Source organism: Polaromonas sp. P1_F6 (genome assembly GCF_056405695.1).
The window spans coordinates 286,012-308,318 of record NZ_JBFUBQ010000003.1 but is presented as its reverse complement, the minus strand read 5'-3'; the positions used below and the strand labels follow the sequence as shown (position 1 = coordinate 308,318).

The 22,307-nt window shown below is 63.4% G+C and carries 23 protein-coding genes; 5 read left to right on the top strand and 18 right to left on the bottom strand.

Annotated features, from left to right (window positions below; translation table 11 throughout):
• Window positions 1-10 precede the first annotated feature (10 nt).
• Both dctP and AC1DY9_RS11120 read right to left on the bottom strand, forming a co-directional pair.
• Window positions 11-1,012 carry a TRAP transporter substrate-binding protein DctP gene (gene dctP / locus AC1DY9_RS11125; protein ID WP_477666514.1) on the bottom strand — a complete coding sequence of 334 codons (1,002 nt, stop codon included), beginning with the start codon at window positions 1,010-1,012 and terminating at the stop codon, window positions 11-13.
• 80 nt (window positions 1,013-1,092) lie between these two features.
• A complete protein-coding gene (locus tag AC1DY9_RS11120; RefSeq protein ID WP_477666513.1) occupies window positions 1,093-1,539 on the bottom strand; it encodes a type II 3-dehydroquinate dehydratase in 447 nt (148 codons plus the stop codon).
• Window positions 1,540-1,634: 95 nt separating this feature from the next.
• Between AC1DY9_RS11120 and AC1DY9_RS11115 the strand changes: the two genes are divergently transcribed.
• Together AC1DY9_RS11115 and AC1DY9_RS11110 are read left to right on the top strand one after the other, a co-directional pair.
• Complete coding sequence (locus AC1DY9_RS11115) at window positions 1,635-2,429, top strand: IclR family transcriptional regulator (RefSeq protein WP_477666512.1); 795 nt, start codon at window positions 1,635-1,637, stop codon at window positions 2,427-2,429.
• Between the two features lie 27 nt (window positions 2,430-2,456).
• Window positions 2,457-2,810 carry a hypothetical protein gene (locus AC1DY9_RS11110; protein WP_457281286.1) on the top strand — a complete coding sequence of 118 codons (354 nt, stop codon included), beginning with the start codon at window positions 2,457-2,459 and terminating at the stop codon, window positions 2,808-2,810.
• 18 nt (window positions 2,811-2,828) lie between these two features.
• Here AC1DY9_RS11110 and AC1DY9_RS11105 read toward each other — a convergent pair whose 3' ends face one another.
• Entirely contained in the window at window positions 2,829-3,023 is a 195-nt protein-coding gene (locus AC1DY9_RS11105; RefSeq protein WP_457281287.1) for a hypothetical protein, read from the bottom strand.
• On the opposite strand from AC1DY9_RS11105, the gene AC1DY9_RS11100 reads away from it, so the two are divergent.
• Window positions 3,007-3,156: a hypothetical protein gene (locus AC1DY9_RS11100; RefSeq protein WP_457281664.1), complete on the top strand. Its 150-nt coding sequence runs from the start codon at window positions 3,007-3,009 to the stop codon at window positions 3,154-3,156. The two genes, AC1DY9_RS11105 and AC1DY9_RS11100, sit on opposite strands and share 17 nt — an antisense overlap.
• A 38-nt stretch (window positions 3,157-3,194) precedes the next feature.
• Here the strand turns inward: AC1DY9_RS11100 and AC1DY9_RS11095 are convergent, their stop codons facing one another.
• From AC1DY9_RS11095 to AC1DY9_RS11085, 3 genes are all read right to left on the bottom strand, one after another.
• A complete protein-coding gene (locus AC1DY9_RS11095) occupies window positions 3,195-4,343 on the bottom strand; it encodes an ABC transporter substrate-binding protein (RefSeq protein ID WP_457281288.1) in 1,149 nt (382 codons plus the stop codon).
• A 194-nt stretch (window positions 4,344-4,537) separates the two neighbouring features.
• A complete protein-coding gene (locus tag AC1DY9_RS11090; protein WP_457281289.1) occupies window positions 4,538-5,938 on the bottom strand; it encodes an MmgE/PrpD family protein in 1,401 nt (466 codons plus the stop codon).
• 110 nt (window positions 5,939-6,048) lie between these two features.
• On the bottom strand, window positions 6,049-7,023 hold the full coding sequence (locus AC1DY9_RS11085; protein ID WP_457281290.1) for a Bug family tripartite tricarboxylate transporter substrate binding protein: 975 nt from the start codon (window positions 7,021-7,023) through the stop codon (window positions 6,049-6,051).
• A 176-nt stretch (window positions 7,024-7,199) separates the two neighbouring features.
• On the opposite strand from AC1DY9_RS11085, the gene AC1DY9_RS11080 reads away from it, so the two are divergent.
• On the top strand, window positions 7,200-8,105 hold the full coding sequence (locus AC1DY9_RS11080) for a LysR substrate-binding domain-containing protein (RefSeq protein WP_457281291.1): 906 nt from the start codon (window positions 7,200-7,202) through the stop codon (window positions 8,103-8,105).
• 556 nt (window positions 8,106-8,661) lie between these two features.
• Here AC1DY9_RS11080 and AC1DY9_RS11075 read toward each other — a convergent pair.
• From AC1DY9_RS11075 to AC1DY9_RS11050, 6 genes are all read right to left on the bottom strand, one after another.
• Window positions 8,662-11,076, bottom strand: a complete 2,415-nt coding sequence (locus AC1DY9_RS11075; protein ID WP_457281292.1) for a glycoside hydrolase family 31 protein — start codon at window positions 11,074-11,076, stop codon at window positions 8,662-8,664.
• Window positions 11,077-11,109: 33 nt separating this feature from the next.
• Window positions 11,110-12,111 (bottom strand): ABC transporter ATP-binding protein, encoded by a 1,002-nt coding sequence (locus AC1DY9_RS11070; RefSeq protein WP_457281293.1) that lies wholly within the window; start codon window positions 12,109-12,111, stop codon window positions 11,110-11,112.
• Between the two features lie 14 nt (window positions 12,112-12,125).
• Entirely contained in the window at window positions 12,126-13,181 is a 1,056-nt protein-coding gene (locus AC1DY9_RS11065; RefSeq protein ID WP_457281294.1) for a carbohydrate ABC transporter permease, read from the bottom strand.
• Between the two features lie 9 nt (window positions 13,182-13,190).
• On the bottom strand, window positions 13,191-14,180 hold the full coding sequence (locus AC1DY9_RS11060; protein ID WP_457281295.1) for a carbohydrate ABC transporter permease: 990 nt from the start codon (window positions 14,178-14,180) through the stop codon (window positions 13,191-13,193).
• Window positions 14,181-14,323: 143 nt separating this feature from the next.
• The gene (locus AC1DY9_RS11055) at window positions 14,324-15,613 is read right to left on the bottom strand and encodes an ABC transporter substrate-binding protein (protein WP_457281296.1); all 1,290 of its coding nucleotides are present in this window, start codon (window positions 15,611-15,613) and stop codon (window positions 14,324-14,326) included.
• Window positions 15,614-15,662: 49 nt separating this feature from the next.
• Entirely contained in the window at window positions 15,663-15,806 is a 144-nt protein-coding gene (locus tag AC1DY9_RS11050) for a hypothetical protein (protein WP_457281297.1), read from the bottom strand.
• A 308-nt stretch (window positions 15,807-16,114) separates the two neighbouring features.
• Between AC1DY9_RS11050 and AC1DY9_RS11045 the strand changes: the two genes are divergently transcribed.
• Window positions 16,115-17,143 carry a LacI family DNA-binding transcriptional regulator gene (locus tag AC1DY9_RS11045; RefSeq protein ID WP_457281298.1) on the top strand — a complete coding sequence of 343 codons (1,029 nt, stop codon included), beginning with the start codon at window positions 16,115-16,117 and terminating at the stop codon, window positions 17,141-17,143.
• 26 nt (window positions 17,144-17,169) lie between these two features.
• Here the strand turns inward: AC1DY9_RS11045 and AC1DY9_RS11040 are convergent, their stop codons facing one another.
• The 6 genes from AC1DY9_RS11040 to AC1DY9_RS11015 all read right to left on the bottom strand — a co-directional run bounded on the left by AC1DY9_RS11040 (window position 17,170) and on the right by AC1DY9_RS11015 (window position 22,294).
• A complete protein-coding gene (locus tag AC1DY9_RS11040; protein WP_457281300.1) occupies window positions 17,170-18,213 on the bottom strand; it encodes a hypothetical protein in 1,044 nt (347 codons plus the stop codon).
• Entirely contained in the window at window positions 18,210-19,247 is a 1,038-nt protein-coding gene (locus AC1DY9_RS11035; RefSeq protein ID WP_457281301.1) for a hypothetical protein, read from the bottom strand. The genes AC1DY9_RS11040 and AC1DY9_RS11035 overlap by 4 nt, the downstream gene beginning before the upstream one ends.
• 163 nt (window positions 19,248-19,410) lie before the next feature.
• A complete protein-coding gene (locus AC1DY9_RS11030; RefSeq protein ID WP_007863796.1) occupies window positions 19,411-19,572 on the bottom strand; it encodes a hypothetical protein in 162 nt (53 codons plus the stop codon).
• A 76-nt stretch (window positions 19,573-19,648) separates the two neighbouring features.
• The gene (locus AC1DY9_RS11025) at window positions 19,649-20,485 is read right to left on the bottom strand and encodes an amidohydrolase family protein (protein ID WP_457281302.1); all 837 of its coding nucleotides are present in this window, start codon (window positions 20,483-20,485) and stop codon (window positions 19,649-19,651) included.
• A 3-nt stretch (window positions 20,486-20,488) separates the two neighbouring features.
• Window positions 20,489-21,517, bottom strand: coding sequence for a tripartite tricarboxylate transporter substrate binding protein (locus tag AC1DY9_RS11020; RefSeq protein WP_457281303.1), 1,029 nt, complete (start codon window positions 21,515-21,517; stop codon window positions 20,489-20,491).
• 36 nt (window positions 21,518-21,553) lie between these two features.
• On the bottom strand, window positions 21,554-22,294 hold the full coding sequence (locus AC1DY9_RS11015; protein WP_457281304.1) for a GntR family transcriptional regulator: 741 nt from the start codon (window positions 22,292-22,294) through the stop codon (window positions 21,554-21,556).
• Between the last annotated feature and the right edge of the window lie 13 nt (window positions 22,295-22,307).

The window sequence follows — 22,307 nt, the reverse complement described above, 5'->3', positions numbered from 1 at the left end:
GGGCCGCGGGTCACTTCATGGCGTTGATCTGCGCCAACATGCCGGCAGGCCAGGCCTTGGCTTCGTCGGACGCCAGGTAGACCTTCTGCGCATACTCGCGGAAGGCGGCGATGTTGGGAACGTAGACGTCGAGCCCGCCCTTGCGGAAGCTCTCCGCCAGCTCGGCCTCGCGCTTCTGGTGCTCGGCCGTGCTCCAGGCGATGGCCTTGTCGGCCGCGGCCTGGAAGGCGCGCTGCTTTGCCGGCGACATGCCGGCCCAGGTCTTGAGGTTGACGGTGAGCACGTCAAAGCCCACCAGGTGCGAGGTCAGCACCAGCTGGCCCAGCACTTCGTTGAACTTCATGTTCTGCACGTTGGGCAAGGGATTGTCCTGGCCGTCGATGGCGCCGGTTTGCAAGCCGGTGTAGGTCTCCGCGTAGGCCATGGGCGTGGGGTTGGCGCCGAGCGAGCGGCCCAGCAGTTGCCAGGCGTCGCCGGGAGGCATGCGCAGCTTCACACCGGCCAGGTCGGCGGGCGTGTTGATCTTCTTCTTGCCCTTCAGGCCGACGTGTCGCGTGCCGAAAAAGGTCGGGCCGAGGATTTTCACCTTCAGCTGGTCTTCCACCATCTTCTTCATCTGTGCACCCTGCTCGCTGGCGAAAAAGGTGTTGAGGTGGTTGGCGTCGCGGAACAGGTAGGCCGAGGTCAGGATGGACCAGGCCGGCACCTGCTTTGAGATGTCCTGCGGCGCGATGTTGCCCACCTCCAGGTTGTCGCGCTGCAGCGCGACCAGCTCGGTGCCTTGGCGGAAAAGCGTGGAGTTCAGGTGCATTTCGACCTTGAAGTCGGCGGCGACATCCTTGGCGAACTGGTTCATCATCTCGGCGCGAATGTCTTTGTCGGAGAACACGGCAGCGAAGCGAATGGTGGCGGGAGTCTGGGCCCAGGCCCGCAGTGCGGCGGTGGCGGCCAGGGTGGCGCCCGCGCCAAGCAGCGTACGCCGGGCTATCGGAAGTTGGATGGAATGGTTCATGGCTTGTCTCCTTTGATGTATTTGGATGAAATGAAAATTGCGTGGAAATTCCGGGTGGGGCAATCGGGCTCTACGTGGCTCTATGCAAAGGTCAGGCGCTGCGCGAGCGCCCGCAGCGCCAACTCGTAGCCGAACGGGCCAAAGCCGCAGATGACGCCCGTGGCCACCAGCGACACAAGCGAGTTCTGGTACAGCGCATCGCGCCGGTGGATGTTGGTGACATGCACTTCGGCAATCGGCTGGTCCAGCGTCTTGAGAGCGTCCAGCACCGGGATGGAACGGAACGACAGCCCGGCCGGGTTAATGACAAGGGCGGCGGCCTTCTCGCGGGCTTCCTGCACCCAGTCGACCATCATGCCCTCATGGTTGGTCTGGCGGAACTCGCACGTAAAACCCAGCTCGTCCGCGACACGGCGGCATAGTTGTTCTACCTGCGCCAGCGTCGTGGAGCCGTAGAGATGCGGCTCACGCACGCCTAGCAGGTTGAGGTTGGGCCCGTTCAGGACGTAAATCACTTTCGATTGCATGGGATTCCTCACGGAGACCTTTCATGGACGCGAACCGATTCTTGCCCCGTCGTGCCACAATCTTTCCAAACTGGAAACTTTTTTCATATGACGATATGAGCAATGCCCTGGACCGCGGCTTCACCGTGCTGGAGCACCTTGCGCACTACCCGCAAGGCTCGCCGCTGTCGCTGATCGCGACGGAGCTGAACCTACCGCTGAGCGCTTGCCACCGCGTGCTGGCGGACCTGCAGCGCCTGGGCTATGTGCGCCAGGCCCGCAAGCAGGGCGAGTACGTGCTCACGACCAAAGTGGTGTCGCTGGGATTGGGCTTCCTTAGCAGCGCCGGCATCGTCAACATCGCTGAGCCGCTGCTGGAACGGCTGGCGCAAACATCAGGCGAGCTGGTGCGCCTGTCCATCGTCGACGAAGACCGCCTCACCTTTGTGGCCAAGGCGCAGGGCCAGCGGCAGTCGGGCTTGCGCTACGACCCGGACATGGGCATGGACGTGCGCCTGTCATGCACCTCGTCCGGGCATGCGTGGCTGATGACGCTGAGCGATGAGCGCGCGCTGGAACTCGTCAGCAAACAGGGCTTCGGCACACCGGCGCAATACGGGCCCAAGGCGCCCACCACCATCAAGGCGCTGCTCGGCTTCCTGCACGCGGCGCGGGTACGCGGCTACGCGATGATCGACGAAGTGTTTGCACCGGGCATGTCGGCCATGGCCGTGCCGGTGTTCCACCGCAAGGCGGCCATCGGCGTCATCAGCATCGCGGGGCCGCGCACGCGCCTCACCGGCGAGCGCACGCATGAACTGGCGCCGGCGCTGCAAGCGGCGAGCGCGGAGCTGGGGCCTATCAGCAACGCATCGACTCTGTTCGGCAAGCCGCCGCTGGGCAAGGGCTGAGCAGGCGAACATGAGCGACTCAGCCTGATGCGAAAGATCCTGATTTCCATTCTCGCCGCGCCTTTCGCCGGCGCGGCTCTGTTCGCCTTCTGGATCAAGTGCGAACACAGGCCGGCGGAGGCCATCGCAGCGACCCACGCGTACATCGAAGGGGTGGACACTGACGCCGGCTGGAAAGCCCGCCTGCGCCGCTGCGTCAAACCGACCGGGTTTACACCGTTCCAGACCAACGGCAACCGCCTTCGCCGGCTGGCCGGCAACCAAGACCCTGACCCGGTGGAGGTCAGCGTGGATTTTTTTGATTGTTCGGTTCGCTTCTACCTGCGCAAGCAGAAGTCGGGCTCCTGGCTGGTCTACAAGGCCCAGAGCCATGCGGGCTAGGACTTCGTCCTTGCCTCGCTAGAGCTTCAGGGTCAGCCGCCTCCAGGCGCCTGCCTCTTCCAGTTGGTCCTGCACCAACGTTGCACCAGTAAAATCCAGCGTTCGCCGCTCAGCCGCCGGCATCAGCAGGATGAGACTGTCTTGCACAAGCGGCTGCGCGCCCTCACGGTGAACCGCGATGTGCAGGCCTTGCGCGGTGGATTCGACGCTCAAGCGCCTGGAGCAGGCCGTGATCGAAAACCTCAATGTGTTCGAGGTGTTGATGGAGGCGGTGCGCGTCTGTTCGTTGGGGCAGATCACCAATGCGCTGCTCGAGGTGGGTGGGCAGTACCGGAGGAATATGTAAATCGCCGGGGGCTGCTATTACCCAACTGATCAATGGCACTATTGACGAATCCTGCCAGCACTGGTGACGATGGATAACTCGACGAAGCTGGAGCCAGAGTGCTGTCCCGGTTTAAAGCTGATCAAGTAACCACCCAGGTCAAAATTACTCATGCCGTCCAAGGCTAGAACGGTCCCCTCGCGGCTGGGCCTGCTGCCTTGGCGGCGTATCGCTTCAGAAATGACGCGAGCGGCAATATAGCCCTCCATCATGGCGTAGCTCACAGGCACTTCCAGGTTGGGTGTCTTGGCAGCGGTCTCAGTAAATTCCTTGACTAGCTGACTGGAGACCTTGTACGGACTTGGCGTCACTTGGGCGATAGCCACACCTTGCATCTGCTCCGGAGACAGTCGTTTCGAGAGTTGCTCGATGTCGGCGCCCGAATGCGAAAGCAGTTGAGCCGCGCCACCTGCGATACGGTACTTCTCAATGAAGCCAGCCGCAGCAGACCCGCTGGAAACCATGATGATCGCTTGCGGCTGCATGTTCATGAAAGTGTCCACGGCGTCGGTGACGTTGACCGTGTTGGCGACGTAGGAGGCGCGTCCTTCGATCGTCGCTCTGACTTTCCTAGCTGACTCCTCGGCCGCGGCGATTACCGCAGTTGAGCCCGGCCCAGCCTCATGGAAAAGCCCCAGGCGCTTAATCCCGATGGTGGCCAAATGCTCAATGAGTTTGGAAATCTCGTCGCGCAGGCCTGCCCGCACGCTATACAGGTAGGGGGTGTCCGGCTGAATCTCCGAAGTACGGTAGCCCACCAGAGCGATCTTTTCTTTTGCCAAAATTCCCGCAGACACCAAGTCTGCAACATTCTTGCCGCCAAAGTAACCGGCCAGAACCAGTGGCTTATCTTCAGCAATCATCTGCTTGGTCAACGTGACCGTGTCGTCGGGCCTCCCGCCATCATCCTTGCGCAAGAGTGTGAACTTATGACCGTTAATGCCACCGGCCTTGTTCATGGCGTTGAAATGCAATTGCATGCCGGCGGCGTAAGCGCGGCCCTGACCGGCCTCCGGCCCTGACATGGGGGCGACTTGGCCTACTATGATCTCTGCGGCGAGTACCGGACCGGCTCCCGTCACAAGGGCCCCCACGGCCAGTGCCATCAGGGCCTCGGCGAAAGCCGACGATAAACAACGGTTGTGCATGATGAGAGTTTCCTTTGTGCCGCGAATCTGACGGACTTGGATATCGATCAGTGGTCAACCTGCTGCAACACGGTCGCGGACTCTCCGTTGCCAGCGCCGCTTCGGCTGTGATCCGCGCGGGGGAACCGTCGGGTTCGGGCCCGCCTGAGCAAGCTGGATTCCATGGATCAAGGAAGGGGGCCCGACCCGCCTCCTCATGGACGGCCGAAACGCGCGCCATCATCAACCCGGGCTTCGAACTGCAGCAGAGCGAGCACTTGGCGGACCTTGACGCCTTGCGGTCGAGCCAGGTTGTCGCGAAGCGGTGCCAAACGCTCTTCCGGAAGGATGCCCATGGTGCATTGTTCGAATTTGATTTGCCGCTCCAACGGCGAAAACGGATTCAGGAATGACCCTTTGGCGTGGTGAACCACACGCTCCAGGCGTCGTCCGTCCTTCAAGGTTACGACTGTGGTGTGGGGGAGCAGCTGCGTTGCGGTTTCCACGCGTGTCGAATCCAGGCGCATTTCGACGCGTGGCATGAGGCGCCGGGTCACGTCGTCTTGCACCGCTTGCGGCGTGAAGTCGGCCAACGTGACCGTGCCATAACGGAGCATCGTTGCCACCGCGTAGGGCATGGAAAACATGGCCTCGCGGGGATCCCTCGGCTCCGGGTATTTGAGATTCACCAGGTTGACGCGCCCGACCAATGTTTCGACACGCTCCACGTCCTCCATGCCGAATCGGTGTTCCGTGGCCAGGGCTTGCAACGCGTCCAGACAGCGGTGTGTGGACGCACAGTTGGGATACAGCTTGAATCCCAGGCCGTGGCTGTCGATCGCCAGCGGGCCATCGTTGACTGCAGTCATGGACCGCCAGTCGGCCGCCAAGCCCCCAGCATAGAGTGCGCCAAACCCATGCGGGCCTTCCAGGGCTTTATCGCTGCCGGTGACGCCTGAGGCCGCAAGCGATGCGGCCAGCACACCGCCTTGAGCCGCCAGTCCGGCATGCACGGGTTTCGTGTCGGTGCCGAACTGGACCTTGGGTCCAGCTGCCATGGAAACAGCCAGGCTGAGGGCGTGTGTCATACCGCCGACGCCCAGCCCAAGCAGTCTGGCGCAAGCGGCTGCGGCAGCAATTACACCAATGGTTTGAGTACCATGCCAGCCTTTTTCGGCATGGGACCGGTCCATCGCCATCCCGACGCGGGCCATCACCTCGCTTCCGACGATCAGTGCATCCAGCACCGCATCGAGCGTGGCATCAATCTCGTGCGCTTGCGCCAGGATGGCTGGGATCACAGCGCAGCCAAAATGGCCACCGGCGACGAAAAACATCTCATCCAACTCCCGCGCATGGGCGGCCGTGCCGTTGGCCAATGCACTGAAGGCGGCACAAGTCCCGGTGTTGCTACCCACCACCGGGACCGGTCCCGCGACACGCAATCCCGCACGTACCGAGGCGCAAACCGGATCCCCAGCACCCGCCACCATGGCGACGATGGTGTCCTCCAGGGAGTGCTCCGCCGTGCGCAGGGTGGATTCACCCCATTGACTGGGGACCGTGGCAGCCCAGTGCGCGAGAACCTGGGTAGCGGGGACGGGGGAACTGAACATGCTTGTCCTTGGGGTCTGTTTTTGGTATGTGGTTGCGCCTGTCAGCGCATCCTTGTGTGAAGCGAATAGCCGAAACGCAACAGCAGGCCTACGCGAAAGGCCAGGCACATTCAGTCAAGCTTTACTCCGGCGTTGCGGATCACGTCACCCCATTTTTTCGCCTCGCTGTCAATATGTGTCTTGAAAAACTCGGGCGTTCCCCCAAGCGCGACCTGCCCCACTTGTGCGAATTCGGCTTTGGTCGCAGGTGCCTGCAGCCAGTTGTTGATCTCACGGTTCAGGCGCAGGATCACCGACCGAGGCGTGCCCGTCGGTGCCACAATGCCGCCCCAGGCCACCACCTCGAAGCCTGCAATGCCCGCCTCTTCCATGGTCGGCACGTTGGGCAGCAGCGCCGAGCGACGTTTACTGGTAACCGCGAGCGGACGCACCTTGCCCGACTGGATCGCGCCCACCATGGACGGCAGGTTGTCAAACATGAAGTCGATCTGCCCGCCGATCAGGTCGGTCTGCGCCTGCGGAGCCCCGCGGTAGGGAATGTGGCTGAAGCTGATGCCGGCTTTTTCCTTGAGGATTTCGCCGCTGAGGTGACTGGTGGTGCCGTTGCCGCCGGAACCCATGGTCAGATTGCCCGGGTGGCTCTTGGCATAGATGACCAATTCGCGAACCGAGGCGATGGGCAGGCCATGGCGGACCACCAGCACATTGGGCACCTGCGAGAGCACGGCCACCGGCGCCAGGTCTTTATCGGGGTTGTAGGGCATCTTGGAAATCAGGCTGCGGTTGATGGCCATGGTCACGATATTGCCGAAGCCCAGCGTATAGCCGTCGGGTTTGGCGGTGGCCACCGCCTGCATGGCAATGGTGCCTGCCGCGCCGGGGCGGTTCTCGACGATCACCGCTTGTTTGAGCTTGTCCTGAAGGTAGTAGGCCAGTTTTCGGCTGGTCTGGTCGGGCGTGCCGCCGGCGGCCGAGGGCACGATCAGTTTGATAGGCTGGGTGGCGGGCCAATCCGCCGCCAGGGCGGTGCCAGCCAGCGTGGCCGCCACCAGCAGCAGTACAAGGCGCGCTTGAAATTTCGACATCTGTGACTCCAACTTCTGTTCTTGAGGGGCCGCCCACTGCGGCGCCCTGAATATCTGACATGCGCGCCGGCCTGTCCAACGGAATAAACGCATACCCCCCTGCATTTATTTCATGCCCGCATAGCCTTTTTCATTGCGGGCGAACGGATGCCATGCCAATAATGGCCGTAACCGCCATGAAATATCCGACGCAGCGCCACCTGCCCTCCATCGTCAACCTCAACACCTTCGAGGTGATTGCACGGCGCCTGAGCATCACTGCCGCAGCCGATGAACTGGGTCTGACGCAAAGCGCGGTGAGCCGCCAGCTGTCGGACCTGGAGGGCTTTGTCGGCGTTGCACTGTGCCGGCGCACAACTAGCGGGATGGAGCTGACGGTTGACGGTGCCAGCTACCTGCGACGGGTGCGCACCCTGCTGGACGAGTTGGAGTCAGCGACCATCGCCGCGTCCATGGGCTCCATGCCAGGCAAGATACTGCGGCTGTCTGTGCCCACCACCTTTGGCACGCTGTGGGCCATGCCTCGGCTGTGCGCCTTCGCCATCGCGCACCGGCAAATCCAGCTGGACGTGGCCACGCATACCGGGCCCATCAGCATGCGCGACTCGGGGCTGGACGCGGCTATCGTCTACTGCGAAGGGCCGGAGCCCGGCTGCGTGGCCGACCTGCTACACCCCCTGCACTCCTTTCCTCTTGCGGCGCCCACGCTGAGCCGGCTGGCGGCGCCGCTGACGGGCACGCAAATGGCAGCGCTGCCCTTGCTGCACCAGAGCATGGTGCCCAACTCATGGCCGGCCTACCTGCGGCAGCTGGGCGCGTCTGTAGAAGTCCCGATGCCGGGCGCCCACTACGGTCTGCTGTCGCTTGCATTGACGGCAGCGGAGGCCGGACTTGGCATCGCACTGGCGCCGGACTATGTGAGCGCATCGGCGCTGCAGACCGGGCGCCTGGTCAAGCTGAATGACAAGCCCTTTATTTCGCCGCGCAGTTACTTTCTGGTGACGACGAACGAGCGCGCCAAGGCGCCCGTAATCCAATCACTGCGCCAGTGGTTGACGAGCCAGTCGCCGCCTGCCCCTTGAGGCTCCGGCGGTGGCCAGCTGAATGAGGCAGAGGCGGCGTGGTCCAGGAGACTGATCAACGCGCGAAGTTGCCGCTCCAGGCCAATCACACCAGAGACGCCGGAGAGTGCAATGGGCCAAGTCACAACTTCCGTCGAAGTCCACCTCAATGGTGAGGACCCCAGGGGCCTTCCCAAAGCGGCATCGCCGGGTTCGTACCCAGCGTGCGTTTTGCCGCGGCCCTGGTTTTGGCCGCGTTGACCGGTTTGACACTGTGGTCCGGCACACTCAGGGTTTGCGTTTGGCTGGCTGGGCTGACCGGGCGGCCGGCGGCAACGTCTGAGGCGTGTAGGCCGGTTGTGGTGAAAGCGGCCGCCAGGCCGACAGATGCAAGGGGTCGCAAGATCAGGACCAACATTTGAAGCCTCCCGTAGTGAATTGTCGTCACCGCAGGACAGCATGCAAAGGACGTGCCAGAACTCCAGCCATCGTGTTGCACCGTCACGGCTTACCGCCAAGGCTGGTGATCCGCTGCCCGGGATCGCAGCGGCCCAGGACACATTTCCCTCATATAGGGTCAAAGCTTCAGCGTCAGCCGCCTCCAGGCGCCTTCGAGCTGATCCTGCACCAGCGCCCCGCCGTCAAAGCTAAGCGGGCGTTGCTCTGTTGCCGGCAACAGCAAGACCAGGTTGTCTTGCACAGGTGGCTGTGCGCCCTCACGGAACACCGCGATGTGCAGGCCTCGCGCGGTGCAATCAACGCGCAGGCGCCACTGCCCATAAGCGCCGCTGCGCCAGGCCTGGCTATGGCCGTCGTCTTCAAAACAGCTGGCTTCGAAACTGCCATCCCCCTTGAAGGGAAATACCTGGAAGCCGCGCAGGTCTTGGACCTTTGCGAAATGGATCTCTCCGAGGTTCAGCGGTACGGCACAGCCTTCGCGTGCCAGCAATGGGGGCGGGCCATCCAGCGGCGCATCCAGCGTGATCCACTGGCCGGCTTTCACGTACCGCGCGGTGTGCGCCTCGTACCAACCGCCGGTGCCGGGCAGCCACACGCGGCGCTCGGTCTGACCGGGCTCGACCACCGAGGCCACCAGCAAATGGGCGCCCAGCAGCATGTCGTCGTTTTCTTCCAGGCAGTGCGTGTCTTCCGGGAAGTCGTGGTACGTCGGCCGGATGATGGGTTCGTAGGCGCTGTGGTAACGCCATACCAGGTCGTACAGGTAAGGCATGAGCCGGTAGCGCAGGCGGATCAGCTCGCGCACCTGGGGCGTCACCTCGGGGTACATCCAGGGTTCATTGACGGTTTTGTCGTCGTTCCACGAATGGATGCTGAAGCGCGGCAGGAAGATGCCGTGCTGCACCCAGCGCAGCAGCAACTCGGGCCCCGGCGCAGGACCGGAAAAACCGCCTATATCGTGCCCGGTGTTGGACACGCCCGACATCGCCAGGCCCAGGCCCATGCGGATGTTGTAGCGCAGCGTTTCCCAGGCCGTGTAGTTGTCGCCCGACCAGGTCTGCACATAGCGCTGCATGCCCGCGGCGCCTGAGCGCGACACCAGGTAGGGCCGCTCCGCGGGCGCGAACTCGGTCTGCGCGGCATGCGACGCCTGCATCATCAGCAAGGTCTGCAGCGGGCGCACCTCGCGCGCGGGACGGGGCGCGCCGAAGCCGTGGGCCAGCGCCTTGTCGCTCCAGATCTCGTATTCGTTGTTGTCATTCCAGGTGGCGGGGATGCCGTATTCGAGCAGCTGCTCAGTCACCTGCCTCTTCCACCAAGCGATGGTCTTGGGGTTGGTGAAGTCGAGGTACGCACCGGTGCCGTCCCAGAACTGTATGGCCGTGGGTTGGCCGTCCGGGTCTTGCACCAGCAAGCCGACCTGCCTGACCTCTTCGAAGCGCGGGTGGTTGCTGAGCAGCGCGGGCTTGATGTTGGGCACCAGGCGTACGCCGCATTCCAGGTAACTCTGCACAAACGCTGCGGGGTCGGGAAACTTCTCGCGGTTCCAGTTGAAGACGTAACGGCCCGGGCCAATGGAGGTGTAGCCCGACGACAGGTGGAACGAGTCGCAGGGAATGTCGTGCTCTTCACAGCGTTCGAGGAACTCGCCCATGCGCTCTTGCGCATTCGGTGCGTCTGTGTAGCTCATGGTCGAGCCGGAATAGCCCAGCGCGTAGCGCGGCGGGAAGATGGGCCTGCCCGTGAGCCAGGTGTAGCGGCGCGTGATGGCGGCCTGGTCGGCGCCGGCGATGTAATACAGGTCGAGGTCGCCGTGATCGGCTACGAAGTAACGGTAGTGGCCGTGGTAGTTGTCCATCTCGCGGCCCATGTCGAAGCTGCAATCGGACAAGGTGTCGTAGAACAAACCGAAACACAGGCCGGCGTCTTTTTCACCACCTTTGCGCGTGATGTAGAACGGGATGTGCTTGTACAGCGGGTCGGTGCTGCGTGCGTTGTAGCCCATGGGGTCGAGGTTGCACATGCGGTAGCGCTGGCCGGCACGGTTGGCGTCGCCGGCGCGCTCGCCCAGGCCGAAGTAGGCTTCGCCGCGTTCGCGCTGCAGGTAGTGGTAGACCTTTTCGTCCCACCATCCAAAGTTGTAGCTCTGCGTGGTGCGGTCGGAGGCTGTGGCCTGCCAGCGGCCCTGTTGCCGGCTTTCCCAGCGGCAAAAGAAGCCTTCGAGCGCGATGGTCAGGCGCACGGCGCCTGTGGTGATCTGTAGTTGCGAGCCCTCTTCCTTGAGTTCGAATGCGGGCAGCGAAAAGCCGCTCACGTCGAAGCGGTCGCGGCCTTCAACGGGCAAGTTTTCAAGTCCAGGCGCCACGGTCCAGCTGCGCGGCATCTGCAGCCGTCCTTGCGGCAGCACCAGCACACGAACGATGTCTTCTTCGAGCACCCAGATGTGGGCCGTGGCACCACTGGTGCTGTTCAGGACGAGGTGGTTGCCGCTGCGCGATTGCAGGGCGAAAGTGGGAGCTTGGTCAAGGCGCATGGTCGGCTGGTCAATGTTTCGGGTGGCGCAGGTTCAAAGACGCAAGCCGTTCTGGTCGAAGAAATGCAGGTGCTCTGCGGGTGCGGTCACCTTGACGGTGTCGCCGCGCTGGATGTTGGTCTGCCCGCTCAGGATGATTTCAAAAGGCGCATCGGGCACCACGTTGCCATGCAAGATGCTGGTGCTGCCGAGTTGCTCGACCTGCGACACCTTCATCTCCAGCGGACCGTCGTTGGTGAGCTGCGCATGCTCGGGCCGGATGCCCACCGTGCTTGTTCCAGGCTTGGCGCCAGGCATCTGAGCCACCGGCACGAAGTTCATGCGCGGGCTGCCGATGAAGCCGGCCACGAACTGGTTGCAGGGCCGGTTATACAGCTCCAGCGGCGAGCCGACCTGCTCGATGCGGCCGGCGCGCAGCACCACGATCTTGTCGGCCATGGTCATGGCCTCGACCTGGTCGTGTGTCACGTAAATCATGGTCGCGCCAAGCCGGGCATGCAGGTCGCGGATCTCGGCGCGCATCGAAACGCGCAGCTCGGCATCGAGGTTAGACAGCGGTTCGTCGAACAGGAAGAGCTTGGGTTCGCGCACGATGGAGCGGCCTATGGCTACGCGCTGACGCTGGCCGCCGGAGAGCTGGGTGGGCCTGCGCTGCAGCAGCGGCGCGAGCTGCAGCATGGTGGCGGCGGCATTGACCTTGCTCTCGATCACGGCTTTGGCCACGCCCAGGTTTTCCAGGCCGAAAGCCATGTTGTCGTAGACGCTCATGTGCGGGTAGAGCGCGTATGACTGGAACACCATCGAGCAGCCGCGGTGCGCGGCGCTCACGTCATTGACACGCTGGCCGTCGATGCGGATGTCGCCGCTGCTGGCGGGCTCCAGCCCCGAGATGATGCGTAGCAGCGTGGATTTTCCGCAGCCTGAGGGACCGACGAAGACCACAAATTCACCATCGGAAACGGTCAGGTCCACGCCATGGATGATGGTGGCTTTGTCGAAGGTTTTGACGACGTTGGCGAGTTCAAGAGTGGCCACGGGAAAGTCCTTGGTTATTTGACGCCGGCACTGGCGATGCCAGTGGCGATGTATTTCTGCAGGAAGGCAAAGACCAGGGTGATCGGAATCAAGGTGATCACGGTCATCGCCAGCAGGTAGTGCCACTGCGTGTTGAGTTCACCCTGGAAGGCATTGAGCGCGAGCTGCAAGGTGAAGTGCTCCGACTTGGACAGCACGATCAACGGCCAGAGAAAGTCGTTCCAGCGCCACATGAACGAGAAAATGGCCAGCACCGCCATCGCCGGAGCGGCCAGCGGCAGGATGATCTTCCAGTAGATGCGCCACTCGCTGGCGTTGTCCATGCGCGCGGCCTCCAGCAATTCGTCGGGAATGGTCAGCATGTACTGGCGCAGCAGGAACACGCCCGTCGGCGTGGCCACCGCGGGCAGGATCACGCCCCAGAGGTTGTTCAAGAGGTTCAGCTCCGAGATCACCAGGAAAGCCGGCACCAGGATGATGGTGGGCGGAATCATCAGCGTGGCGATGATCAGCACAAACACCGTCTTCTGCCCGGTGAACTGGTACTTGGACAGCGCGAAGGCCGCCATCGAATTGAACAGCAGCGTGAGGATGGTCGCCACCACGGTGATGAACACGCTGTTCCATAGATAGGTGCCGAAGGCGAACTTGCCGAACAGCTCGGTGTAGTTGCCGCCGGCGAATTTGAGTTCATTCACCGGTTTGCGGTCATTGATGTTCACGCGCAGTTCGGTCTGCGGCGCCGCGGGATCGACCATGGTGGCGACCAGGCCGATGCGGCGCACCTGGGCCAGTTCGCGGATATTGCCCTGTTCGTCCTTGGCACGGAACAGCGGCAGGGGTTTGTCGTATCCGGCCACCACCGCTTCCTTCTGGCTGTAGGGCAGAAAGGTCGGCGGGAACTGGCTCAGCGCGCTTTCGGTCTTGAAGGACGACATCACGAGCCACAGCACCGGGCCGAACATCACGATGAGGCCGGCCAGCAGGTAGGCATAGGAGACCCAGTCGGTCCAATGCAGGCTGGTGCCACCGTATTTGTAGCCCTTGGTGCGGGTGAGGAAATTGGCCATGGCTTTTCCTTACTTCTTGATTTTTCCGGCCTCACCGGCTTTGGACAGCCGCAGTTGCGCGAGCGTCAGGGCCATCAGGCCGGCGGCCAGGATCAGCGAGGCCGCGGCGGCCAGGCCGTAGAGGTGGATCTGTTCGGCGAAACCGGTCTGGTAGATGTATTGCACGATGAAGGTAGTGGCCGAGCCCGGGCCGCCGCCGGTGAGCACAAACACTTCGTCAAAGCTCTGCACCGCGCGGATCATCACCAACACCAGCACCACGATCAGGTTGGGCATGAGCAGGGGCAGCGTGATGCGCCTCAGCACGCGAAACGGCGGTGCAGCGTCCATCTCGGCGGCTTCGTAGACGTCTTTCGGAATGGCCTGCAGGCCGGCCAGCAGAATGAGTGTGTAAAAACCCATGTGAGCCCAGATCGACACCACCACCACCCAGAAGAATGCCCAGTGCCGGTCAAGCAGCCAGTCCATCGGCGAGCCGCCCATGGCCACCAGGCCGGCATTGAACACGCCCTGGCTTTGCAACAGCCATTTCCAGATCAGCGCCACCACCACCGGCGACAGCAGCACCGGGTAGAAGAACACACCGCGCCAGAAGCCGCGGCCTATGATCTTGCGGTTCAGCACCAGGGCCGTCACCAGCGAGAAGAACACCATCAAGGCCACCTGGATCAGGCTGAACTTCACCGTGTTGGCGATGGAACGCCAGAAGATGTCGGTGCGGCAGGTCTGCAGGTCGGTGTAGTCGCGGCATTCAAGCAGGATGGCGAAATTTTCCAGCCCCGTGAAAGGCCGCTGCATGGGCAGTAGATTTACCCCGCCGGTCACCGCATACACCAGGTTCACCACGATAGGTAAAAAGGTGAAGATGCTGATCACCACCAGGTTGGGGCCGACAAAGAGCCAGCCTATGCGCGAGGCGCCCAGCCATTTCTGGCCCAGCCGGAAGACCGGCTCGAACAGGTTGAACAAAAAGCCCAGGAAGGCCGAAAAAACCGACATACCGACTCCGATCTACTGTGCCCAACATGACGCCCTCTGCGCCGTCTTATGCCAGTGACACCGCGGAACTGGCTCCGCCAGGCCGCAGGTGTCGCCCCCTGCAAGGGGGAGGCGCGCACGCAGTGCGCGCCACGGGGGTGCGCCTATTTTTCGGCTTGTTTTACCGCTTCGGCCATGTCGGTGCCGATTTTGGTCACGGCCTCATCCACGCTGATCTCTCCCACGATGGCCTGGGTGACCCGGGTTACGGTCGGCAGCATCAGGGCGCGGTTGTACTTGTAGCCTTGCAGCGCGTAGGCCGGCGGCACGATGGTGGAGGTGCCGCTGGTGAACACGCCGAGCGCGGCACGCGCCGTCGGGCCGGCGCTCGGGTAGTCCACGCCTTTTTTGGCCACGCCTGCATGGGCCGGAATATTGTTGGTACGGGACGCGAATTCGGCGACATTGGCCTCCTGCGCCATGAAGTCCAGGAAGCGGCCCACTTCTTTCGGCGACTTGGTGGTCTTCAGCGCCACCCAGGCCGCGCCGCCGGGCATACCCGAGCAGGCAGCCGGGCCACAGGGATTGGGCACGGCGACCCAGTCGAAGGCATTGCCGATTTCCTTTTGCATGCGGTTGATCTGCCATGAGCCCGAAAGGATCATCACCACACGGCCGTTCTTGAACTCACCCACCGCATCGGCATAGCTGGAGCCGCCCGAGCCGCCCCACACATCTTTAAGCATGGTGCCGTCCTTGTGCCAGGCGACGAACTTGCCCACGGCGGCCTTGTAGCCTGCATCCACCGTGAGGTTTCCCTTGGCGTCGAAAATCTTCGCGCCATAGCTCACGGCGGGGCCGGCGAAGCGGTGGCCCGAGCGGTCCCAGGCCATGGCGGCCGGGGTTTGCGTGGCCTTGGCCACCTTGCGCGCTGCATCGGCCCACTCTTCCCAAGTAGCCTTGGGGCCTGGCATGGGTACCTTGGCCTGCTCGAACAAGGTCTTGTTGACGAAGGGGCCGGTCATGGTCATCTGCGAGAGGAAACCGTAGATGCCCTTGTCGCCTGCCTTGTTGCGCATCCAGGGCAAGGTGCTGCCGAAGTTGTCTTCCCAGTACTTGCGGTCCTTCACATGGGCGCTGATGTCGATGTAGTTCTTCGACAGGCCACCGATCTCGGCGACACGCGCGATGTCGGGGCCCTGACCCGCCGCCAGCTGGACGGGCAGCTGCTCGACCACCGTCTTGTAGGGCACGGTGTCGAGGATGACCTTGGCGCCGGGGTTCTGCGCCTCGTAGCGCTTGATGAGGTCGGCGGTCACGTCGCACTCGTTGCCGTCCTGGTAGCACATAACCCGGATTTCGGCGAAGGCGCTGGTGGCCAGCGTGGCGACGGTGGCGCCCAGGAGGCCGGCGCGCGTGGCGTGCCTGGCGAGGGAACGAAGCTGGAAGTTCATGGTTGTCTCTTTCTGGAAAAAGGAAGGTGGGGCCGATCGTTCGCCGGCTTCAGGAATGCGCGTCGGCCCCGGAACGCAGCGCGGCATCCGTTCCACCGCCGGGCAGCATTTCCTCGGTGCGCGGATACGGATCGAGCAGGAGCACCGACAGGGGCTTGCCGGCGCTGTGCGTGCTGGTGGAGATGGAACCCATGTCGTCTTGTGCCGTTGTTTTGCGATCGTGGCTGACTTTGGGCTATTATGGCAAACGTTTGCCAACGCTTGGCAATCGTTTGCCATACTTGTCAGTCACGGCTTTCTCGGTTATATGTTGTCCTGGCACGCACCGATCGCGCCGCCGGTCGGCCATCCGCCGTCGGCCCTTGTTTTCCAAAAATACGACCCATCGATGCTTCGCTTTCCACTCGCCGGACTCTCGCCTCGCCATCCGCATGACCGGCCTTCGCGCCAACCCAATATTCGCTGCGGCGTCCAGACCCGGCAGACCTGCCGCCCGCACCGATGACCGACGACACCCCGCGCAGGCGCAAGGGCGTCGGCCCGGTTTCGCTGAGCGAAGTCGCCGCGCAGGCCGGCGTCTCAATCTCCACCGTCTCGCGCATCGTGAACGGCGAGACCCGGCGGGCTTCGTCGGAAACGCTGGCGCGCGTGCGCGAGGCGATCAAGACCGTGGGCTACCACCCGAACCAGCTGGGGCGCGCGCTGCGCAACCGTGAGAGCCGCCTGGTCGCGATGCTGGCCGCCAACCTCGACAACCCCGTGATGGCCACACTGGCCGCCTCCACCGAGGCCGCGCTGCGCGAGGCCGGCTACACGATGATTCTGTGCGATACGCACGACCGGCCGGAGCTGCAGGACGACTATCTCAACGCCATGCGCTCGCAGGTCGTGCAGGGCTACGTGATGGTCGCGGCTCAGCCCAGTGCCGGCCTGCGCGACTTCGTGGAGCGCGGCGCGCCGATGGTCTTCGTGAGCCGGCGCAGCCCGTTCGGCACCTGCGCCTTCGTGGGGCCGGACAACCTGGCGGCCGGCGCCGCCGCCGCAGACTACCTGCTCGACCGCGGCATCGACGCGCCGGCCGTGGTATTTCCGTCGCGCGGATCGTCCACGACCCGGGAACGCGTGCAGGGCTTCTGCGAGCGGGCCGGCGCCAGAGGCTTGTCAGCCGACCGGATCCGTCGGGTAGAGGCTCCGGGCATCTCGCACCTGGAAATCGGCTACGCCGCCGCGGCCCAGTTCGCGGCGCCCGGTGCCTGGCCGCGTGGCGCGATGTGCATCAGCGACCAGGTCGCCTATGGGCTGCACCGCGTGGCCCGCGAGAGCGGGATCCGGGTGCCCGGCGACTGCGAGCTGGTCGGCATCGACGGCAACCCGATCAATGCCTGGCTCGCCCCGTGGCTCACCTCGGTCGAAATTCCGCATCAGGATTTCGGACCGGTCATCGTGGACCTGATGCTGAGCCTGTGGGGCGGCGAAGCACCACGCGAACGCCTCATGCCGCACCGCATGGCGGCTGCGCTCGAGACCTGAAACCGGCCAGGCCTGCGCCGGATGCGTCACGCGCCGGGCTTAGGCCTTTTCCAGATCACGCCGTCCACCAGGTAGTGATGGAAATTCACGGTGAAATGCAAAATGAACACGGCGGGCAAGCCTAGCCAGATCAATTGCCGACCCGCCACCGACAGCGCTTCGTACATCACGGCGCCCAGCACCAGGCATAAGGCAAGGTATTTGGCCGCATTTTTGAATGGGTTCATCAGGCGCTGAAGGTCTTGGCCGTCAAGGGATCGTTGATCGACGGCGCCCGGCAGTTGCGCGTCACGGCGGACATTCTGCAGCCATACAAACTGCAGGTATTGCAGGTTGTGCCAGATATTGACCACCAGCCACCCCGACGTGATGTTCGTGGCCCACAGGTAAGCGACTGCCGTGACAAGCAGGTGCGATGCCACAAACAGGCAATGCCCCGCGTTGAGTTGACCGGCCAGCGCAAGGCGCAGCTGCCGATATCCCCACCATGCGCACACAAACACGGCGACGATGCCTGTTGCGCCTGTCAACGCGGCGTCAACGGATGGAAGATAGATGGGGTAGCCATAAAAGAATTCAGGGGCTGTTGTACACCGATGCATCAAGCCCCAAAGCGGAAAGAGATAGATCAGGCTTTCAGACAAGCGATCAGGGCCCGTTGCCTGCGGGTCGGCCCTTCTGTACGCCCTTGCAATGCCGAACGACTGCCGGGTGACATGGTAGGTCTGCGCAATGAAATACAAGGTAAACAGGCCGCCCAACTCATAGGCCAGCGCGACCATCGTGACCCCGACCAGCACGATGGGCGGCAAACCAAAAATCAGGAACCAGTGCTTTTTGGCTTGGGCTTTGTCAAACCCGATGCGGGTGTAGGTCGCAATGACGTGGGGGCTGGCAAATAGCCAGATGTCGACCAGTACCACCGCTACAAACATCGCGGGTGAGATCGTCGCCAAAGCGCCCAGGACCAGCGCGATGCCGGCGGTGCCAAAGAGGAACAGCCTGTCAAACCACGGATCGTAGAGAAGCGGGCCGTGATTGGCGGTACCGACCGGCCAGCGCAGGCTCATGTCACCGGCAGAATAATGGGAGGTGGCCGCGCTGAGCCGGGAGGAACGAATTTTGGCGGCCGGACGAACTGGGTTCTCGGCCGAAGATTGCGTTCCGTCGTCGCCTTGATCTGCTCGTATGCGCTGTTGAGGCCGGCCTCAAACCGCGAAGCCAGCGTCAGCCTGCCCGGCATGGCAGACAAACCAGCGGGGGGCAATGTCTGGTAGGGGTCATACGACGGCCTGGCTTCACAAGGGTAGCAAAGCCCATCGGCATCAAACTGGCTTCGGAATTGAATGGAATAGACCACCCCACCGGGTTTATCGCTGTCGATGGGAAATGAAAAATCCACAACAGAATCAGAGGCATCGGCGGCAGGATTGCTGTCGCGCAACAGGATGAAACCGGAATCAGTGAAGGCGCGGACCCACTCCCGCTTCAGATCCGGCAGTTTGACCTTGACGTAGGAGTTGTCGTAAGTCCAGCGATTACGCTCTCCGCCCCATGCGTTTTTGTAATCAAACCCGCGCTGGGGATCCAGGTAGTTCAGGGATTTGTTTTTGATGGACGAATACGCTTGGTCGATGTCCGGGTAGAGCCTGCTGCTCAGGTCGTACTGGACCATCCATGGAAATTTCCCGATGTCCGTTTCGTCCTGTATTTTTCCCCATCGCAAAAAACAGTTCATGCACCGGCCATTGACAACGGTGCCGTCTACCTTGAATCCAAAAATCACAACGCCGTATTTGCCATTCTTGTCCACGGGATAAGAAAACCGGAAGACCGTGGCGCTGTCTGCGTCTTTTTTGGCGGCAAGCAGGGTGAAGCCGGATTCCACAAACGAATCAATCAGGATTTGATTCAAATCCTGCACTTTGATGCTTTTGTAGATCGCCATCGGGAATGCGTTCGGCGTTCCTATCTGCCTTGTTGCAATCGGGTTTGCAAGCGGCTGGGCGCTTGAAATGGAAAAACATCCCAACCCCAGGATCAATGCCAGGAAAACCGCCATTCTGGACAACATTTTTCGGTACCCCCCGTTGACGTTATCCATGGATTAAACATCATGGCCGTCTTCCATCAAGAGGAGTTTTTATCTGGATTGGATACCGCATCGAACCCAATTCACCGAACGCCAGCCATTTTGGCCATGAAAAAAGCGCCCGAAGAGGCGCTTTTTTCATGGATGCGACCTGGGGCCGCATCAGCAAAACAGCTCAACCCTGGTGAGGGCGCTTGCCTGGGTTCTTTTTGCTGCGGGTGTGCGAACCGCGCTCCAGGCTGATCTTCTGGCCGCGGCCGGTCGTGATCGTGTAGCCCTTGGGAGGGACTGGCTTGGGGGCGCAGATGTCGGCTTCGACTCTGATTTTCTTGGGCATGGAAGACTCCGGGTTAAAAATGGCGTAGCCCGTGATTTTAAGCCACTCCGGGGCTGCAGGGCTCCCGCCGGGCTTATTAGGCGTACAAGGCGGCCGGCGCCTGCTCCCGGACGCACTGTGTTTGGGCCGCCGCCAGCGTGCGCGCCACGGGCTCCCAGGTGCTGGCATAGGCGGGGAGCGCGTCGGGTGCAAAGGCGGTGTGCGGCCAGTCGGAGCCCCAGACCATGCGCCGCCCGAACAGCCCCGCGACCTTGCGGATGGTCTCGTCTAGCGTCTCATACGGCGCCTGCGCCCCCAGGCGGTACCAGCCCGAGAGCTTGACCCAGGCGCCCTGGTCGGCGAGCTGCTCCAGCGCCAGCCAGGCCGGGTGATCCGGAGGAACGCCGGCGTACATGCCGGCGAGGTGGTCCAACACCGCCGGTACCGGGCTGGCCGCATGCAGGGCCGCGATCACGGGCAGGTCTTGCGGTGCCGCATACCACTGCACATGCCAGCCCAGCGCACGCAGGCGCGGCGCCAGGGCCTGGAAGCTGTCCCGGGCGCCGTCACCCTCCCCGGCCTTGAGGCTGTCCCCGACGGGAGACACCAGATTAAAGCGCACGCCACGCACGCCGAGCGCATGCATGGCCTGCAGTGCCGCATCGTCGATGGAAGGCGGCAGCACCACCACACCGCGATGTCGCCCGCCACCGACACGCAAGGTGTCCAGCAACACTGTGTTGTCGGTGCCATAAACGCTGGGCTGCACCAGCACCAGGTGGCCGAAGCCATGGCTTTGGGCCAGTTGCTCGATGTCCGCCAGCGGCCGGTGCGCGGGCTGGTAATGGCCCGGCGCGACAGCCGCAGCGGCGTCAAAGACGTGGACGTGGCTGTCCCAGCCGGGCGCCACCGGGTCAGGCGTGGAACTCTGCACCGCTTAACCCGTGGTGATCTTGCGGTCTTTGATGATGCGGCCCCATTTGAGCTGCTGGGCTTTGAGGAAAGCCTGGGTCAGCGCTTCGGGGCCCTCAGGGAAGGCTTCGCCGCTCAGGCTGCGGATGCGGCCCAGCACTTCGGGGTCGGCCATGGTCTTTCGGATGGCGGCGACCAGCGCGGCTTTGGACTTGGCGTCTATGCCGGCGGGCGCCAGCACCGGATTCCACTCGAGCACCTCATAAGCCGGCACGCCGGCTTCTTCCATGGTCGGCATGTCGGGCAGCGAGCGCGTGCGGCGCCGGCTGGTCACCGCCAGCGGGCGCAGCCGGCCCGACTGGATCTGTCCCAGCGAGGAGGCCACGTTGGCGAAGAAGAGCGGCACCTGGCCGGCCATCACGTCGTTCATGGCCGGGCCGCCGCCGCGGTAGGGCACGTGCACCAGCTTGACGCCGGCCAGGTCTTCAAACAGCGCGCCAGCCAGGTGCTGGGCCGAGCCGTTGCCGGAGGAGGCATAGGCGATCTGCCCGGGTTTGGCCTTGGCCAGGCGTATCAGGTCCTTGACGCTTTTGGCTTCAAAACCGGGCGTGCACACCAGCACGTTGGGGAACTGCGCCAACACGGCCAGAGGCGCGAAAGCCGTGTCGGTGTCGTAGGGTAACTTGGGGTAAAGCGCGGGATTGACGGCGAAGGACGAGGCATCGACCAGCAACTGCGTACCGTCGGGCACGGCGCGCGCCACCTGCGTCGCGGCGATCTGGCCGCCGGCGCCGGGCTTGTTGTCGACCAGCACGGGCTGGCCCAGGAACTCCGCCATGCGCGGTGCGATCAACCGCGCCATCAGATCGGCGCCGCCGCCCGCGGCATAAGACACGACCAGCGTGATCGGCTTGCCACCGGCGATCTGGCCCGCGGCATGAGCGGCAAAGGTCCAGGGTGCAGCGACGGCCGCGCCCGCGGCCTGCAGCACGAGGCGGCGCGAACGGTTCAGCGGCTGCGCGGCATTTGAAGGGTTGTTGCTTGGGTGTGGCATGGTTTTCTCCAGTTCCAGGGTGTGTTCAGGGTGTGTTCAGGTGATGGTGACGGTGTAGTGAAAGGCGTGGGCGTCGCCCCGCGTGTAGCGCACTTCGACGCAATGGCCGGCAAGGTCGTAGGCGCAGCGCGTGACCAGCGCACAGGGATGGCCGGCCGACAGGGCCAGGTGGCCGGCCTGCGCCGCCGTCAACGCGCCGAAGCCGATTTCATCGACCGCGCGGGCCACGTGCACGCCGCAGCGTTCGGCAAACATCGGGTAGAGCAGGTCGCCCCAGCTGTCGGTATCGCTCTCGGCGAGCTCGGCAAACAGGGCCGGGGGCAGCCAGATTTCCTCGTAAACACAGGGCTGGCCAGAGAGCGAGCGCACGCGTTGCAGCCGCAGCGCCGTATCGCCGCGTGCAAGGCCGAGGCGCCGCGCCACCTCGGCGGGTGCGACCAGCAGCCGGCGCGAGACGATGTGCGAGGCTGGCACTTCACCCGTGCCCTCGCCGAAGCGGAAAAACCGCATCATGGTGCCGCCCGTCATGCCGGCACGCACAAAGGTGCCGCGGCCGTGGATGCGTTCGATCAATCCCTGGTCGGCCAGGAGTTCCAGCGCGCGGCGCAGCGTGCCCAAGGCCACGCCGTGCTCGGCGGCCAGGGTCTGCTCGGCCGGCAAGGCGCTGCCCGGCGGCCACTCGCCCGCCACCACGCGCGCGCGCATAGCGGCGGCCAGGGCGGCATAACGGCTTTGGCCCGGTTCGGCGGGGACCACAGTGAGGGTGGGCTTATGCATAATTGATCTAGTC

Coding starts and splice junctions, on each gene's coding strand:
- dctP (WP_477666514.1), bottom strand. CDS start 1,012: ATGAACCATTCCATCCAACTTCCGATAGCCCGGCGTACGCTGCTTGGC.
- AC1DY9_RS11120 (WP_477666513.1), bottom strand. CDS start 1,539: ATGCAATCGAAAGTGATTTACGTCCTGAACGGGCCCAACCTCAACCTG.
- AC1DY9_RS11115 (WP_477666512.1), top strand. CDS start 1,635: ATGAGCAATGCCCTGGACCGCGGCTTCACCGTGCTGGAGCACCTTGCG.
- AC1DY9_RS11110 (WP_457281286.1), top strand. CDS start 2,457: ATGCGAAAGATCCTGATTTCCATTCTCGCCGCGCCTTTCGCCGGCGCG.
- AC1DY9_RS11095 (WP_457281288.1), bottom strand. CDS start 4,343: ATGCACAACCGTTGTTTATCGTCGGCTTTCGCCGAGGCCCTGATGGCA.
- AC1DY9_RS11090 (WP_457281289.1), bottom strand. CDS start 5,938: ATGTTCAGTTCCCCCGTCCCCGCTACCCAGGTTCTCGCGCACTGGGCT.
- AC1DY9_RS11085 (WP_457281290.1), bottom strand. CDS start 7,023: ATGTCGAAATTTCAAGCGCGCCTTGTACTGCTGCTGGTGGCGGCCACG.
- AC1DY9_RS11080 (WP_457281291.1), top strand. CDS start 7,200: ATGAAATATCCGACGCAGCGCCACCTGCCCTCCATCGTCAACCTCAAC.
- AC1DY9_RS11075 (WP_457281292.1), bottom strand. CDS start 11,076: ATGCGCCTTGACCAAGCTCCCACTTTCGCCCTGCAATCGCGCAGCGGC.
- AC1DY9_RS11065 (WP_457281294.1), bottom strand. CDS start 13,181: ATGGCCAATTTCCTCACCCGCACCAAGGGCTACAAATACGGTGGCACC.
- AC1DY9_RS11060 (WP_457281295.1), bottom strand. CDS start 14,180: ATGTCGGTTTTTTCGGCCTTCCTGGGCTTTTTGTTCAACCTGTTCGAG.
- AC1DY9_RS11055 (WP_457281296.1), bottom strand. CDS start 15,613: ATGAACTTCCAGCTTCGTTCCCTCGCCAGGCACGCCACGCGCGCCGGC.
- AC1DY9_RS11050 (WP_457281297.1), bottom strand. CDS start 15,806: ATGGGTTCCATCTCCACCAGCACGCACAGCGCCGGCAAGCCCCTGTCG.
- AC1DY9_RS11045 (WP_457281298.1), top strand. CDS start 16,115: ATGACCGACGACACCCCGCGCAGGCGCAAGGGCGTCGGCCCGGTTTCG.
- AC1DY9_RS11040 (WP_457281300.1), bottom strand. CDS start 18,213: ATGAGCCTGCGCTGGCCGGTCGGTACCGCCAATCACGGCCCGCTTCTC.
- AC1DY9_RS11035 (WP_457281301.1), bottom strand. CDS start 19,247: ATGGATAACGTCAACGGGGGGTACCGAAAAATGTTGTCCAGAATGGCG.
- AC1DY9_RS11030 (WP_007863796.1), bottom strand. CDS start 19,572: ATGCCCAAGAAAATCAGAGTCGAAGCCGACATCTGCGCCCCCAAGCCA.
- AC1DY9_RS11020 (WP_457281303.1), bottom strand. CDS start 21,517: ATGCCACACCCAAGCAACAACCCTTCAAATGCCGCGCAGCCGCTGAAC.
- AC1DY9_RS11015 (WP_457281304.1), bottom strand. CDS start 22,294: ATGCATAAGCCCACCCTCACTGTGGTCCCCGCCGAACCGGGCCAAAGC.